Source organism: Burkholderia ubonensis (assembly GCF_001718695.1).
In the GTDB taxonomy this organism is placed as follows: Bacteria; Pseudomonadota; Gammaproteobacteria; order Burkholderiales; family Burkholderiaceae; genus Burkholderia; species Burkholderia ubonensis_B.
The window spans coordinates 165,503-179,939 of sequence record NZ_CP013422.1 but is presented as its reverse complement, the minus strand read 5'-3'; the positions used below and the strand labels follow the sequence as shown (position 1 = coordinate 179,939).

Genomic DNA, 14,437 nt, shown 5'->3' with positions numbered 1-14,437 from the left:
TCTAGAGAACAGTCGGGCCGCGCAATATCACCAGATGGGAGTTCGCGCCTTATACGATGGTGTTAGGGCGCGCACCGCGGATGGCGTGCGGCGGGGGTTCGGGGGGCGTGGCGAGGGGGGATGGGGTGCGATGGGTCGGGCGGGACGCGCCGGGCGTGCTGCGGCGCGCTAGAGAACATCGGCTCGCGCCGGCACGCGCGGCCAGCCGGCCGCGCACGAAAGACCACTACTTCGACAAACTCAGATTCTTCGACAGCACCGCGCCGCTTGCGGGGTTCACCAGCGAAATCGTGTCGATATCCAGGTACAGCCGCGACGTGTGGGTCGTGATGTCGGTCGGCTCGTCGTCGGTCGGCTCCGCGTGCTCGACGTGTTCGGTCAGATACGGTTGCACCAGCCGGCCCGACAGCGCGATCGCGAATTCGCCGTGCGTTTGCGCGTACGCGGCGGACGAAAGCCGCACGCGCCCGCGCACGGTGGTCTTCCCGCCTTTGCCGGGATCGAGCTCGATGATGTCGATCCGCTGGATATAGCCTTTCGCTTTAGCCTCGGCGGCGATCACCAGCCCGCGCCCGCGCGGCCCCGTGATGGCCTTCCTGAGCAGGATGCCGGTGCGGCCTTCGCCATCGGCGTTGACCATGTCGACGTCCACCGTCAGCAGACGCTGCTGCGTCTGATACCGCAGCCCATACGTGGCCGGCACGAGGAACGTCACCTTGCGATCCAGGCCGATCGCGGCCAGCTCGGGGTTCGCGCGATGCTTGTCGCCGCCCGGGATCAGGCGGCGGACGCGATCGCCGAGCGACGCCGGCGTGCTCGCGAGATGCCGCTGCGCGAGCGCGTCGCGGATCGCAACGGGATCGTCGCCGACGACACGCGCCGGGGCCGACGGCTCGCGCGCGCCGGCCGGCGAGGCGTGTGCCGCGCGTGCCGCGTGTGGCGGGCGCGCGGGCTCAACGACGCGCTCGGCCGCCGCATGTGTCGCGGTCGGGGCCAGCATCAGCGCCGCCATCGGCACGCACAGCACCCGCAGCAGATCCAGACGACCCAACATGGAATTCCGGTGAAACACGACAAGCTCCCGATTTTGTGGCGAAACGCCCGGCCGGGCGGCAGTGGCCGACCGGCAACGCGAACGTAGCGCGCAGACTACGCGAATCGACGACGCCCGAACAGCGCCCCGACGTGCATGATGCAACGGCTTCCCGTTGCGCGTCGCGAAGCCGCCGCTGCACCGTCACGCATGCCCGTCGTCGCGCCGATACTCGGCCGGCGCCTTGCCGACCAGCTTGCGAAAATCGCGCGTGAAATGCGCCTGGTCGAAATACCCGAGCGAATGGGCGAGTTCCGCGAGATCGACCGGCTCGCCGCCCGCGAGCCGGTCCGCCGCCTCGTGCAGGCGATAACGACAAATCACCCATTTCGGCGTCACGCCCACGTAGCTGGAAAAGAGCTGCTGCAGCGTGCGCTCGCTCAACCCCGCACGCTCGGCGAGATCGCGCACCTGCGTGAGCGCCGCGTCCTGCTGCAGCAACCGCAGAATCGCATCGATGCGCTCGACCTGCGGATCGGCCGGCGGCAGCGCGCGCAACAGCAGCGCCTCCGCGGCGGCAACCATCGCCGCATCGTCGCCGGCGCCGAGCACGGCGTTCTCGGCGTCGGCCTCGTCGAGGCCGAGCGTCGACACCGGCAACACCTTGTCCGTCATCAGGTGCACCGGCTTGCCGAAGAACGCGCGGAACGCGCCCGGCCGGAACCGCAGCCCGAGCACGCGTCCCGCGCCGACGAGCGTCGTCTCGAACGCGCCGGACACCACGCCGAAGATGCCCGTGCGCCGGCGATCGAACACGAGATTCACGCACGGATACGGCAGCGTGCGCTGCACGTGCGGCGGCTGATCGCGCAAGTCCCACTCGACGATCCAGTGGTGGTCCAGCACGCCGGCGAGTTCGGCGCGCGGATAGTAGCGATTCAGGCGGAAGCGCTGATTGAGGGCTTTCGGGCCGACGACGCCTTTCGGCGTGTCGGTCACGTGACGCAAGGCGGTCATGGCGACGAACCGTTGGGGTGACCGCGCGATGATGCACCGCCACGGCGGGTTTTTCCAATACGGCGCCGCGCGATCGGCCTACATTGAGCGCTTGTCCCATCCCCCACCGGAGCCCGCGATGCCGCACGACCGCCACCTGACCCTCTATCACTCGCCGCGCAGCCGGTCGGCCGGCGCACGCATGCTGCTCGAAGAGCTCGGCGCCGACTATGAGATCCACGCGTTCGACCTGTCCGCCGGCAAGCAGCACGAACCCGAGTTCCTTCGCCTCAACCCGCTGGGCAAGGTGCCCACGCTGCGCCACGGCGACGTGATCGTCACCGAACAGACGGCCGTCTATCTGTACGCGGCCGAGCTGTATCCGGAAGCCGGCCTGTCGCCGGCGCCCGGCGACGCGCTGCGCGGCCCGTATCTGCGCTGGATGGCGTTCTACGGTTCGTGCTTCGAGCCGGCCATCGTCGACCGCTCGATGAACCGCGCGCCGGCCGCGTATTCGACGTCGCCGTATGGCGACTTCGACACCGTCGTCACCGCGATCGGCGCGCAACTGGCCGGCGGCCCGTATCTGCTCGGCGAGCGGTTTACCGCAGCCGACGTGCTGTGGGGCTCGGCGCTGAGCTGGACCACGATGTTCAAGCTGATGCCGGAAACGCCGCCCGTGCGCGCGTATATCGACCGCGTGCTGGCCCGCCCGGCGATCCAGCGCGCGCAGGCCGCAGATGCGGCGCTCGCGGCCGAACAGGATCGGGCGAAGGCGGCAGCCGCGGACGGCCGGTAGCGCGGCGGCGGGCGCGATCGTCGCGGGATGCGCCGCATGCGACGGTCCGTCCGCCGAACCCGCAAGAAAATAAATTCGCCATATTCGATAACGATAAAACGTTATTCCACATCGTTCTGAATCCACGGCTGAATTTGGATCCTTTTTCCCCGCTCACCCTCGTATCATTTCCTCCGTCACGAAAAGAACGAGCCGATCAGCACATGAGCGATACCACCCCGCTGCACTACCTCGACTACGCGGCGACGACGCCTGCCGATCCGCGTGTGATCGAATCGATGGCCGCCTGTCTCGGCGTCGACGGCATATTCGGCAACCCGGCGTCGAGTTCGCACGCCGCCGGCCGGCTGGCGAAGCAGAAGGTCGAGCACGCACGCGCCCAGGTCGCGGCGCTGATCGGCGCGGACGCCGACGAGATCGTCTGGACCTCGGGCGCGACCGAATCGAACAACCTCGCGCTGAAGGGCTACGCGGAAACCGCGACCGGCAAGCGCCACCTGATCACGAGCCGCATCGAGCACAAGGCCATTCTCGACACGACGGCGAACCTGTCGAAGCACGGAATGACGGTCACCTATCTGTCGCCGAACGCCGACGGCGAAATCACCGCCGACGCCGTAGCCGCGGCACTCAGCGCCGATACGGGGCTCGTGTCGCTCATGCTCGTGAACAACGAGATCGGCACGCTCACGAACATCGGCGAGATCGCGCGAGTCGTGCACGCCGCCGGCGCGCTGCTCCACGTCGATGCCGCGCAGGCGCTCGGCAAGACCCCGATCGATGTCCGCGCGCTCGGCATCGACCTGATGTCGATGTCGGCGCACAAGGTCTATGGGCCCAAAGGGATCGGCGCGCTGTTCGTCCGTCGAGACATTGCGGACAGAATCGCGCCTCAAATGCACGGTGGCGGACACGAGCGGGGCCTGCGCTCGGGTACGCTCGCCACCCATCAGATCGTCGGCATGGGCGTCGCGTGTGAATTGGCCGCCGACAAGCTCGAGCGCGAAGCCGCACGGATCGCGGCGCTCAGCGCACGCGTGAAGGACGCGCTGCTCGCGCTCGGCGACATCACGCACAACGCGGCAGCGGCGCGCCGCATTCCGCACACGATGAGCTTCACCGTCGACGTGCCGGGCTTCTTCCCGTTCATGCTGGGCGACGCGCTCGCCGTGTCATCCACCTCCGCGTGCAACTCGACGAGCGGTGCGCCGTCGCACGTGCTGACCGCGATCGGCCTCGATGCCGCCGCCGCGAGCCGCACGGTGCGCATCAGCTTCGGCCGCTTCACGACGGAACAGGACGCCGAGTTCGCGATCGCGTGTTTCGCTCGCGCGCTCGAACAATGCCGGGCCGCGGCCGCGACCGGCTTCACCGCGTCGCGGCAGATCACGCCGGCCGAGCTGACGGCGATTCGTCATGCGGGCTTCCGTGCGGTGATCTGCAACCGGCCGGACGGCGAAAGCGCCGACCAGCCGGCATTCGACGAGATCGCCGCCGCGGCGCGTGAACTCGGGCTCGACGCGCGCTATCTGCCGGTCGAGCGCGACGGGATCGGCGATGCGCAGGTCGACGCGTTCGGCGCGCTGGTCGATGCGCTGCCGAAGCCGGTGCTCGCGTATTGTCGAAGCGGCAGCCGCTCCGCGCTGCTGTGGAACCGGCTGACCGAGCGCCGCGCGGTCACGGTTTGAACGCGGCCGCGCGGGCCGTGTAATGCGGCCCGCGCATTCGCGCTCGCGGTGTCACCCCAACCGGCGTCCCCGACACACCGGAACGCGCATCACCCGTAGACCGGGAAACGCTTGGTCAGGTCGGCCACTTGCGCGCGCACGCGCTCGATCGTCGCAGCATCTTCCGGGTTGTCGAGCACGTCGGCGATCAGGTTGCCGACCAGCTCCGCCTCGGCCGTGCCGAAGCCGCGCGTCGTCATCGCCGGCGAGCCGAGACGGACGCCGCTCGTCACGAACGGCTTTTCCGGATCGTTCGGGATCGCGTTCTTGTTGACCGTGATGTGCGCGGCGCCGAGCGCGGCTTCCGCCGCCTTGCCGGTGATGTGCTTCGCACGCAGGTCGACCAGCATCACGTGGCTTTCGGTGCGGCCCGACACGATGCGCAGGCCGCGCTTGACCAGCGTCTCGGCCAGCACGCGCGCGTTCTCGACCACCTTCTGCTGGTACGCCTTGAACTCGGGCGACAGCGCTTCCTTGAACGCGACCGCCTTCGCGGCGATCACGTGCATCAGCGGGCCGCCCTGGATGCCGGGGAAGATCGCCGAGTTGATTTGCTTCTCGTACTCGGCCTTCATCAGGATCACGCCGCCGCGCGGGCCGCGCAGGCTCTTGTGGGTCGTGGTCGTGACGAAATCGGCGTGCGGCACCGGGTTCGGGTAGACGCCCGCGGCGATCAGGCCCGCGTAGTGCGCCATGTCGACCATCAGGTACGCGCCGACCGACTTCGCGATCTTCGCGAGACGCTCGAAGTCGATCTTCAGCGCGAACGCCGACGCGCCCGCGACGATCAGCTTCGGCTTGTGCTCCTGCGCAAGCTTCTCGGCCGCTTCGTAGTCGATGTCTTCGCTTTCGTTCAGGCCGTAGCTGACGACGTTGAACCACTTGCCCGACATGTTCACGGGCGAGCCGTGCGTCAGGTGGCCGCCGTGCGCGAGGCTCATGCCCATGATCGTGTCGCCCGGCTTGAGCATCGCGAAGAACACGCCCTGGTTCGCCTGCGAGCCCGAGTTCGGCTGGACGTTCGCGGCTTCGGCGCCGAACAGTGCCTTCACGCGGTCGATCGCGAGCTGCTCGACGACGTCGACGTATTCGCAGCCGCCGTAGTAGCGCTTGCCCGGGTAGCCTTCGGCGTACTTGTTCGTGAGCTGCGAGCCCTGCGCGGCCATCACGGCCGGGCTCGTGTAGTTTTCCGACGCGATCAGCTCGATGTGATCTTCCTGGCGGCGGTTCTCGTTCTGGATGGCGGCCCACAGTTCCGGATCGACGTTCGCGACGGTGCTGGTAGTGCGATTGAACATGATGATGGATCGAAAGAGAGTGATGGATGAACCGCGCAGGCGGCCGTGCCGAGGCGCTCGACGACGTCGACGGCCATGCCGCCGCGCGATGTCGGCTCGGCGGTCATGCGGCATCGCCATTCCAGCAGACGCCGATCGGTTCAGATAGAAGGATTGCGACAATCCGCTAGGACGCATCGCGCGGCGCGCGGGCCTTTCGCGGAACGAATCATCGCCGGCGACGCGACGTGCAGCGCTCGCGTGGCGGAAACGTCAGACATGAACTGCGGCCGGCGGCCGGCGTCGCCGACACGTGCAGGAGTGCAGCACGATGTCGGGCGAGCGGCCGCGGGCGCCCGCGCACGACGCGAGACTCGACCGGACACGCGCCTCGGGCCGCCGACGTGCGCGACGGCGCGTCGATGAGGAAAGCCGCGGCCGAAGCCGCGCCGCGGCATGCCGGCGGCCGATCGTCGCGGTCGTCGCGCTCGCCACGGCCGGCCGATGCCGTCCCGGCACCGACCGTCGCGCTGCGCCCGCGCAAGACCGCTACGCGGTCACTCGTCGTCCTGCTGCTCCTGCTGCGCCTGCACCTGCCGCTGCTGGATGAACTGCCGCACGTCGCTCATCGTCACGCGGCCGGTATGCTTGGCGTCGATCTCGTCGAAGTGCTTCGCGACGAAGCCGAGCCCGCTGCTCTGCGCCTGCGCCTTCGTCACCGCCGCGCCGTTGCTCAGCACCGTGTTGCCGCCGAGCCGCGCGTCGACGCGCTGCTGTGCCTGTTGCTGCAGCGTCGCGCCGGTCGAAGGCAACACCGGCGCCGCGCGCGTCGACGGAAAGAACGGGCCGTCGACGCCGTGCGCGCCGGGCGGCAGCTTCACCGGCGCGACCGCCTGCGGCGGCAGCGCATACGCACCGCTCGTCACGGCGCCGACGACGATCACCGCAGCCATACGTCGCATCAAATTGATTGGAGACATGATCACTCGCATTCGATGGATGAATAGAAGGTTCCTCGTTCGCAACGGGTCCGGCGCTTACGGCGCCGCGGCCACCGTGGTCGCGGCGCTCGCGCCCGGGGCGCTGCCGGTCGGCGTGCCGGCCGGGTTCTCGTCCGGCCACGGCGGCGGCAGCGTATGCAGCGTCAGCGCGGTCGGAATCCGCCGGCCCTGATAGAAGATCATCAGATCGCGCTTCATCTGCGGGCGCGCGACGTCGTCGAGATACGTCATGTGGCCGCCCTGGAAGAAATTCACCTGCAGCTTCGGATTCAAACCCTTCACCGTCTGCAGACGAGCGAGCTGCTTCTCGGTGTTGAAGAACGGCGTCGCCAGATCGTGCAGGCCGTTCTCCGCGAGCACCTGCAGCTTCGGGTTGAGCTGCAGCGCGCCGAGCAGATCGGGGATCGTGTCGGGCATCGGCTGGCCGTCGTGCGAGAAGTCCCACACCTGGATGATGTTGTCGTTCAGCGGCAGGTAGGTCGCGTTCGGCGCGGTATAGCCGAGGTAATCGGGCATCTGCGTCGCGAGCGCGTTCGTGAACGACTGCGAGATCAGGATGTCCGACGGATCGCCGTCGGTCTGCAAGCGCGGATCGGAATTCGGCAACGACACGCGTCCGTCGTAGCGGCCGATCGTCGTGCCGGGCAGCAGGCTCGTGCCGAACGGATTCGCGTTGAAGTAGCCGCGCAGCGCCTGCATCGTGAGGCTCGACGGGATCGACCACAGCTTGAGCGTCGCATCGCTCGGGAACACCGGTGTGCCGAGCGCATCCGGAATGCCGAGCTGGCTGAGCACCCACGACTGCGAATACCGCTGCAGCTGGTTGTAGATCAGCGTGGTGAACAGCTCCGTCTGCAACGCATACAGATACGGATTCACCGGCGCCGGCGACACCTGGTTGAAGTATTCGGCGACGGCCGCGTAGCCGGGCAGGTAACCGGCCACGGTATCGGTGTCGAGCAGCAGCCCTTCGGTCGACTGCGTGATCGCGACCGCTTCCACCGCATCGGCGAAGTAGTTGAGGATCGCCGACTGCAGCACGATGCCCGTCAGGTGCACGCCGGCCGATTCGAGCGCGAGCGCCAGCATGTCGGTGCGCGGCGTGCCGTACGACTCGCCGTACAGGTAGAGCGGCGACGCGCTGCGGCCGTTCACGTTCAGGTAGCGCTGGATGAAGTCGCGCATGATGTTGACGTCCGCGTCCGAGCTCCAGTACTTCTGGTTCGTGTTCGGCAACACGGCTTCGGACAGCCCGGTTCCGGGCGGATCGATGAACACCAGGTCGGTCGTGTCGATCAGGCTCTCCGCGTTGTCGACGAGCGGATAGTTCGGCCAGTTGCTGCCGAACAGCGGGTCGGGCGTCGCGACGCGCGTGGGCGCGAACGAGCCGAGCCGCAGCCAGATCGACGACGAGCCGGGCCCGCCGTTATAGACGAACGTGACGGGCCGCGGCTTGCCGTTCGTGCTGGGCGCGGTGTACGCGACGTACGACATCGACGCTTCCGCGTTGCCGTTCGCGTCCTGCGCGGTCAGGTGGCCGGTGGTCGTCGTGTAGTCGATCGTGGTGCCGCCGGACTTCCACTGGTAGTGCATCACGGCCGCCTTCTCCGCGACTTGCGCGGGCGCGAGGCCGTCGGTCGCGTTCATCGAATAGGCGACCGGGTCGACGTACGGCTGGTTCGCCGCCGGCGTCGCATCGCTGCTCGCCTGCTGCGCGGCGGCCTGCCGGCTCGCGGCCGCCTGCGCGAGGCTCGATGCGCCGACCGACGACGAATCGTCGCCGCCGCAGCCCGCCAGCACGAGCGTCGCGACGGTCAATGCGCCTAGCGCGGCCAGCCGGGCGCGGCGTATGGCGCGACTGCGGGTACTGCTGCTGTCTGGTTTCATCTCTGTCCTTTGTGTCGGGTTGGATACCGCTTCACACAGGCCGTCGTCGCCGGCAACGAACGCACAGGCGCACCCGCCACTCGCGTTGCACGGTCGGCAGACGGCGGTTGGGGATTGGACTTCTTCGAGAGACCGAATTCGCTACGGACACAGCACACTGCTGGCGGAGAATGATGCCGAGACGCCGCCCCCTTGCAGTTTTGAATACTTTTTTATTACGCGGTTTTACGACACCACAAAAATAGGCGGTGCTGCGCCGCGTTGTCAAAGATCATTCGGATATTAAAAAATCGCCGATGATGCAAACGGCCGTCAGTGTCCGGGATTTGAAAGACCGCGGCGCAGGCCCGCGTGGGCAGCGGCAGGAGAGCCGTTTCGTATTCGACGCGAGCGCCGTCACCCTTGTCGCACGGCGTTCTACGAAACGACGCATCGCGCGGCGAATGCTTTCAGATCGGCAAATCGTCTCTTTCGTTTTTATTATTTAAAACCGATTCGAATGGCGCGCTGATTTGAATCCGCGACCGCCCATAAAATACCGATTCAAATCGGTTTCAGGTTGGCGAGTGGAATTATTTACACGATGACGGAATCGCATCGCGAGCGACGCGGCATCGGCGACGCGGCTGAATGAACCGATATTCTCGTGAACCGTGGCGCATCGTATTGCGGATCGCCCGCGAATGACGCGGGCGACCCATGAAGCGGAGAAAATGGCGGCGATGTGCGGCGTCACCGCCGCCCACGCTCAGCGCGCGCGGCCCGGCAGCGCGATGTCGACCAGCACCGGATCGTGATCCGACGAGCGGTACGCGTCGGGCGCGTACCAGGTCCGTTGCTGCTCGGCGCTCTTGTACGCGAGCGTGTACTGCAGCGCGACCGGCTCGTCCGCGTTGATGTGCCACTCGTGCACGGCCTTCACGTGCGCCGCGAGCGGCAGCGACGCGAGCGCGTGATCGAGATAGCCCGCTTCGCCGTTGTAGACGTAGCTGTACGCATTCGCGCCGATCCAGCGCGACACGAGGTTCCGGTAGCCGCGCGACTCGAGCAGGCGGATCGGGTCTTCATGCGTGTAGCTGTTGAAATCGCCGATCAGCAGCACGCCCTGGCTCGACGCGCCGGTCGGCGTGCCGGCGAGCCAGTCGGCGAGCCTGGCCGCCGCGCGCGTGCGCGTCGCGTTCCAGCAGCCCTGGCCGTCGCCCTGGTCGAGATCGTCGCTCGTCGCGTCCGGGCAATTCTTCGATTTCAGATGATTGACCACGACCGTCAGCGCATGCTTGCCGCCGACGCGCCGGAACGTCTGCGCGAGCGGCTGGCGGTTCTTGTCGTCGATCGCGAGCGTCGCCGCGCGGCCGACCGGTTCGACCGTGCGGCTGTCGTAGATCAGCGCGACCGCGATCGCGTCGCCGCCGAGGCGCGCCGCGCCCGGATCGACCACGCGCCAGCGGCTGCCGAGCTTCGCCGCGAGCTGGCGCACCGCGCTCAGTTCGCCGTAGCCGTTGTTCTGGATCTCCATCAGGCCGATCACGTCGGCGTCGAGCGCCTTCAGCGCGCTGACGATCTTCGCGTCCTGGCGCACGAACTCCTGATAGGTTTTCGCGCCGCGGTTGGCCGGATCGTCGAAGCCGCCGCCGAGGCCGTTGCCGTTGAAATAATTGAGGACATTGAACGAAGCCACGCGCAGGTTCGCGTGCCGATCGCGCGCGGGCGCCGCGGTGCGCGGATTCGCGCGCGCGTCGAACGCCGGCGCGGCCGCGCCGGGCACCGGCTGCACGCGCCATGCGCCGTAGCGCATCTCGAGCACGCCTTCGACGCCGCGCACCGTGTAGCCGGCGCGCAGCGTGTTCGCGGCGGAAAGCCCGGGCGCCGGATACGGGACGCTCGCCGGGTTCTGCTTGTTCGAGCCGTCGTCGAGGACCAGCCGGTTGCGCGCGTTCGCGTCGATTTGCGACCGCGCCTGCGCGGGCGGCACGACGCTCGTCGGCGTGCGCAGGCGGCCGTTGCTGAGCAGCACGCTGCCGTAGCGGCCGAGCTCGTAGTTGTCGGTGACGGTCAGCGTCTGCGGCAGCCGCACGAGCATGCCTTCGTACGCGGCGAACGCGGTCGCGGCGTCGACCGGCAGCGTGAGCGTCGCCGGCGTGACCGTCTGGCCGTTCGCGCACACCGCGATGGCGCCCGACAGCGTGAGCTGCGTCTGCCCGTATTTCTCCTCGACCTTGCCGGTCACGTGGACGAGATCGCCGGCCGTCGCGCGCGCCTTCGGCGCATAGACGAACAGCCCCTCGGAGACGCCCGGCTGGTTGCGGCGCTGCGCATCGGCCTGCTGGACGAAGAAGCCGCCGAAGCCGTCGGCGCCGCCGAAATCGGCGGTGACGACCGCCTCGATCGAGACGTTCTGGCCGGCGAGCGGCGACGGCGCGCCCGGCCCCTGGATCTCGGCGATCGGCGTCGCGCTGCCGCCGCAAGTCGCGCTGACGGGCGCGGCGGTGGCGGCAACGACGGGCGCGGCGAGCGCGGGCAGCAGCAGGAGCGGCGCAAACAGGCGAAGTGTCGAGCGCATGACGGGAAACCCGGTTGTGAGGGTGCCGAAAGCTTAGCCGCGGTCGATGACAGTTGTTAGTAACCAAACGACAGATGGATGTAATGTGCGGCACGGCGCTTGCTCCGCGATACGGTACGCACGTTCGTCGGCAGCCGGCCCGCCGTGCAGGCCCGAATGCAGCCCCGAGCGCATGCCCGCACCAGCTTGCCGAAAGCATCGGGCTCGGCTAGACTGCCGTTCGTCTTTGGGGAGTAGCCTGCTTTCCGCTCTGGAAAGCGAACGCGTCAACATACTCGGCTTGCGGCCGTGGCGCGTTCGGCCGAATCGGCTTGGCGAGACCATCGACGCATCGCGCCGTTCCGGGTCGGACGTCGGCAGATGCGTCATGGTTCGTCAACGTCCGACCACGGAGCCCCCATGTCCTTCGTCCCTTTCCCGTCGCGCTTCGTCCGCTTCCGCCATCCCACTAACGCCAACCCGCGCGCGTGCGGAGGTGCCGCATGACGTTGATGCTCGTCGAACTGGCGTTCATGCTGATCGTCATCCTGATCGCCGCCGAACTCTTCACCAATGCGCTCGAACATCTCGGCGAACGCCTGAAGATCTCCGAAGGCGTGACGGGTTCGCTGTTCGCGGCCGTCGGCACCGCGCTGCCCGAGACGACGGTGCCGCTGCTCGCGCTGATCGGCGGCACGTCGAACGCCGCGGTGAACGAGGAAATCGGCGTCGGCGCGATTCTCGGCGCGCCGCTGATGCTCGCGACGCTCACCACCTTCCTGATGACGCTCGCCGTGATCCGCTCGCGCGGCGTGACCGGCACCATCGCACCCGAGCGCAGCGGCTTCGTGCGCGACCTGAACTACTTCATCGCCGCGTTCACGCTCGCGACGGTCGCGATGTTCGTCCCGCATCACGTCTGGGCGGTGCGCGCGATGCTCGGCGCGATGCTGGTCGGCATCTACGTGATGTACGTGGTGATGACGCTGCGCGCGTCGACGCAGCTCGTCGACGCCGGGCACGGCACCGAGGCGCCGCACACGATGTTCCTGTCGCGCACCGGGCTGCCGACCAATCTGGCGACCATCGCGCTGCAGCTCGCCGTCGGCGTCGCGCTGCTGGTCGGCGGCGCGAAGGGCTTCATTCACGGCGTCGACGGCGTGTCGCAACTGCTCGGCATCTCGCCGCTGCTGCTGTCGCTGATCATCGTGCCGATCGCGACCGAGCTGCCGGAGAAGGTCAACAGCGTGCTGTGGATTCGCCGCTCGAAGGACACGCTCGCGTTCGGCAACATCACCGGCGCGATGGTGTTCCAGGGCACGCTGCTGCCGGCGATCGGCATCATGCTGACGCCGTGGGAGCCGCGCGCCGAAGTGCTGACCGGCGTGGTCATCACGCTCGCGGCGGCAGTGTGGCTGCGCGTCAATGCGCGGGCGCGCGGGCTCGCGATCTGGGCGCTGCTCGCGAACGGCGCCGGCTACGCCGGCTATCTGTACGTGACGCTCACGCGTTGAATGCGCGCGGGCCTCGCCATTCACGCCGAGGCCCGCGCGTCGGTCAGGCGGCGTTCGCCAGCCCGTCGGCCTGCAGCACCTGCTGTACGGCCGCCCGCGCCCGCACACGCTCGTACCAGCTGCGCAGGTTCGCATGGCGGCTCAGGTCGATGTCCGCGTCGTACACCGAGCGCAGCCAGCCGGCCTTGCCCCAGCCGGTCAGCGCGAACAGATACGCATCGGCGATCGTGAAGGTGTCGCCCGTCAGATACGTGTGGCCGTCGAGCTGCCGGTCGATCCATGCAAAGCGGCTGTCGAGCTTCCGGCGCACCGGATCGACGTATTTGCCCGCCTGTACCGCGTACAGCAACGGAATGAACCCCTTGTGGATCTCCGTGCCGAGGAAGTTCAGCCATTCCATCAGCCGGTAGCGCGCGAGCGTTCCGTATGCCGGCGCGAGTCCGGCTTCGGGGCGCCGGTCGGCCAGATACTGCGCGATCACGGGGCCTTCGCGCAGCGTGGTGCCGTCGTCGAGCACGAGCAGCGGCACGTAGCCGAGTTCGTTCACGGCACGATAGTCGCGGCCATCGTCGAACCGATGCCGGCGCGCGTCCACCGTGACGATCTGCGCGTCGAATTGCGCTTCGCGCAGCACGATGCAGATCGCCTGCGAGCAGCTGCCGGGAGCGTGATAGAGCTTCATGCGTTTCCTTGTGTGAATGTTTCGTATCTCTCTCGATTCGCCGCGACGCGGGCGCTAATATCTCGCATCGGCGCGGCGCTGAGAAGAAGGCAGTCGTTTGTGCCGTAGTCACAAAAAAGTTACCGACGCAAAGTCATCAGCATGAAAACGAGTGCGACAGGATGTTCCGTGGAAGAATCGATGCGGCTGCTCGGCGGCCGCTGGCGGCTGCTGCTCGTGTCGTATCTGCTCGATGGGCCGAAGCGCTTCAGCGATCTGCGTCGCGACATGCCGGGCATCTCGCAGCGGATGCTGACGCTCGACCTGCGTGCGCTCGAAGACGCCGGCCTCGTGCGACGCACCGTGTATCCCGAAGTGCCGGTGCGGGTCGAGTACGATCTGAGCGCGGACGGCGACCGGCTGCGCCCCGTCGTCGAAACGATGCGCGAATTCGGGCTGTGGCTGAAGGCGCGACACGTGACGCCGGATTGACGCGCATGCGCCGCTGCAGCGGCTTCCCTACCTCGAGAGAAACATCATGGAACTACACGCCACGCTCGGCGCCGCGACGGCCGACGTCGACGACGACGAGAGCTTCGCGAACCTCTACTGCTTCGACGCGGAGCAGGACTACTGCTTCTCGCTGCTGCGATTCCCGGACGACACGACGATCGAGGTGATGGTGCGCGACCAGCTCACCGCGCGCGTGGACGATCTGTCCGTCCGCCTGACGGAACGCACGCTCGAAGTCGAGCTCGACGAACGCACCGCCGCGCGACTCGACGGCAATACGCATTACGTGATTCATCTGGCGCCCGGCGAACATGATCGCGCGGTGCTGCGCGCCGCGCTGGCGGAAATCTTCGACGGCAAGCGCGGATATCGCGACGACACCGCGAGCGCGTGACGCGCCGACATCGGCGCGGGATCGCCGAGATATGACGCGCGGCGCGTATGACGAACCGCGCGCGCAGGCATCTCCACACATTGCGCGCGCAACGTC

12 protein-coding genes and 1 riboswitch are annotated in these 14,437 nt (G+C 67.8%); of the genes, 5 read left to right on the top strand and 7 right to left on the bottom strand.

The annotated features are described in order from the left end of the window. Positions 1-226 precede the first annotated feature (226 nt). Complete coding sequence (locus tag WJ35_RS20820) at positions 227-1,054, bottom strand: hypothetical protein (protein WP_230459743.1); 828 nt, start codon at positions 1,052-1,054, stop codon at positions 227-229. A 183-nt stretch (positions 1,055-1,237) separates the two neighbouring features. Continuing rightward, the gene (locus WJ35_RS20815; RefSeq protein WP_059462083.1) at positions 1,238-2,050 is read right to left on the bottom strand and encodes an AraC family transcriptional regulator; all 813 of its coding nucleotides are present in this window, start codon (positions 2,048-2,050) and stop codon (positions 1,238-1,240) included. 118 nt (positions 2,051-2,168) lie between these two features. Here WJ35_RS20815 and WJ35_RS20810 point away from each other — a divergent pair, with 118 nt between their 5' ends. Continuing rightward, positions 2,169-2,828 (top strand): glutathione S-transferase family protein, encoded by a 660-nt coding sequence (locus WJ35_RS20810; RefSeq protein ID WP_069239897.1) that lies wholly within the window; start codon positions 2,169-2,171, stop codon positions 2,826-2,828. 203 nt (positions 2,829-3,031) lie between these two features. Then, positions 3,032-4,516 (top strand): aminotransferase class V-fold PLP-dependent enzyme, encoded by a 1,485-nt coding sequence (locus WJ35_RS20805; protein ID WP_069239896.1) that lies wholly within the window; start codon positions 3,032-3,034, stop codon positions 4,514-4,516. Positions 4,517-4,605: 89 nt separating this feature from the next. On the opposite strand, the gene glyA is transcribed toward WJ35_RS20805, so the two are convergent. From glyA to WJ35_RS20785, 4 genes are all read right to left on the bottom strand, one after another. Further along, the gene (gene glyA, locus WJ35_RS20800) at positions 4,606-5,853 is read right to left on the bottom strand and encodes a serine hydroxymethyltransferase (protein WP_069239895.1); all 1,248 of its coding nucleotides are present in this window, start codon (positions 5,851-5,853) and stop codon (positions 4,606-4,608) included. 536 nt (positions 5,854-6,389) lie between these two features. Continuing rightward, entirely contained in the window at positions 6,390-6,824 is a 435-nt protein-coding gene (locus tag WJ35_RS20795) for a hypothetical protein (RefSeq protein WP_011881287.1), read from the bottom strand. 45 nt (positions 6,825-6,869) lie between these two features. Further along, the gene (locus tag WJ35_RS20790) at positions 6,870-8,720 is read right to left on the bottom strand and encodes a S10 family serine carboxypeptidase-like protein (protein ID WP_069239894.1); all 1,851 of its coding nucleotides are present in this window, start codon (positions 8,718-8,720) and stop codon (positions 6,870-6,872) included. A 748-nt stretch (positions 8,721-9,468) separates the two neighbouring features. Beyond that, positions 9,469-11,280 carry an ExeM/NucH family extracellular endonuclease gene (locus WJ35_RS20785; RefSeq protein WP_069239893.1) on the bottom strand — a complete coding sequence of 604 codons (1,812 nt, stop codon included), beginning with the start codon at positions 11,278-11,280 and terminating at the stop codon, positions 9,469-9,471. A gap of 216 nt (positions 11,281-11,496) precedes the next feature. Continuing rightward, a riboswitch (yybP-ykoY riboswitch) is annotated at positions 11,497-11,632 on the top strand. A 130-nt stretch (positions 11,633-11,762) separates the two neighbouring features. Between WJ35_RS20785 and WJ35_RS20780 the strand changes: the two genes are divergently transcribed. After that, complete coding sequence (locus WJ35_RS20780; protein ID WP_034193685.1) at positions 11,763-12,773, top strand: sodium:calcium antiporter; 1,011 nt, start codon at positions 11,763-11,765, stop codon at positions 12,771-12,773. 43 nt (positions 12,774-12,816) lie between these two features. On the opposite strand, the gene WJ35_RS20775 is transcribed toward WJ35_RS20780, so the two are convergent. After that, on the bottom strand, positions 12,817-13,455 hold the full coding sequence (locus tag WJ35_RS20775; protein WP_014724373.1) for a glutathione S-transferase C-terminal domain-containing protein: 639 nt from the start codon (positions 13,453-13,455) through the stop codon (positions 12,817-12,819). 141 nt (positions 13,456-13,596) lie between these two features. Here WJ35_RS20775 and WJ35_RS20770 point away from each other — a divergent pair, with 141 nt between their 5' ends. Then, positions 13,597-13,926 carry a winged helix-turn-helix transcriptional regulator gene (locus WJ35_RS20770; protein ID WP_046423512.1) on the top strand — a complete coding sequence of 110 codons (330 nt, stop codon included), beginning with the start codon at positions 13,597-13,599 and terminating at the stop codon, positions 13,924-13,926. 46 nt (positions 13,927-13,972) lie between these two features. Continuing rightward, a complete protein-coding gene (locus tag WJ35_RS20765) occupies positions 13,973-14,341 on the top strand; it encodes a hypothetical protein (RefSeq protein ID WP_011881280.1) in 369 nt (122 codons plus the stop codon). Positions 14,342-14,437 lie beyond the last annotated feature (96 nt).

What these genes read in the sequence shown, in the direction of transcription:
- WJ35_RS20820 (WP_230459743.1), bottom strand. Translation starts at nt 1,054, where the DNA reads ATGTTGGGTCGTCTGGATCTGCTGCGGGTGCTGTGCGTGCCGATGGCG.
- WJ35_RS20815 (WP_059462083.1), bottom strand. Translation starts at nt 2,050, where the DNA reads ATGACCGCCTTGCGTCACGTGACCGACACGCCGAAAGGCGTCGTCGGC.
- WJ35_RS20810 (WP_069239897.1), top strand. Translation starts at nt 2,169, where the DNA reads ATGCCGCACGACCGCCACCTGACCCTCTATCACTCGCCGCGCAGCCGG.
- WJ35_RS20805 (WP_069239896.1), top strand. Translation starts at nt 3,032, where the DNA reads ATGAGCGATACCACCCCGCTGCACTACCTCGACTACGCGGCGACGACG.
- glyA (WP_069239895.1), bottom strand. Translation starts at nt 5,853, where the DNA reads ATGTTCAATCGCACTACCAGCACCGTCGCGAACGTCGATCCGGAACTG.
- WJ35_RS20795 (WP_011881287.1), bottom strand. Translation starts at nt 6,824, where the DNA reads ATGCGAGTGATCATGTCTCCAATCAATTTGATGCGACGTATGGCTGCG.
- WJ35_RS20790 (WP_069239894.1), bottom strand. Translation starts at nt 8,720, where the DNA reads ATGAAACCAGACAGCAGCAGTACCCGCAGTCGCGCCATACGCCGCGCC.
- WJ35_RS20785 (WP_069239893.1), bottom strand. Translation starts at nt 11,280, where the DNA reads ATGCGCTCGACACTTCGCCTGTTTGCGCCGCTCCTGCTGCTGCCCGCG.
- WJ35_RS20780 (WP_034193685.1), top strand. Translation starts at nt 11,763, where the DNA reads ATGACGTTGATGCTCGTCGAACTGGCGTTCATGCTGATCGTCATCCTG.
- WJ35_RS20775 (WP_014724373.1), bottom strand. Translation starts at nt 13,455, where the DNA reads ATGAAGCTCTATCACGCTCCCGGCAGCTGCTCGCAGGCGATCTGCATC.
- WJ35_RS20770 (WP_046423512.1), top strand. Translation starts at nt 13,597, where the DNA reads ATGAAAACGAGTGCGACAGGATGTTCCGTGGAAGAATCGATGCGGCTG.
- WJ35_RS20765 (WP_011881280.1), top strand. Translation starts at nt 13,973, where the DNA reads ATGGAACTACACGCCACGCTCGGCGCCGCGACGGCCGACGTCGACGAC.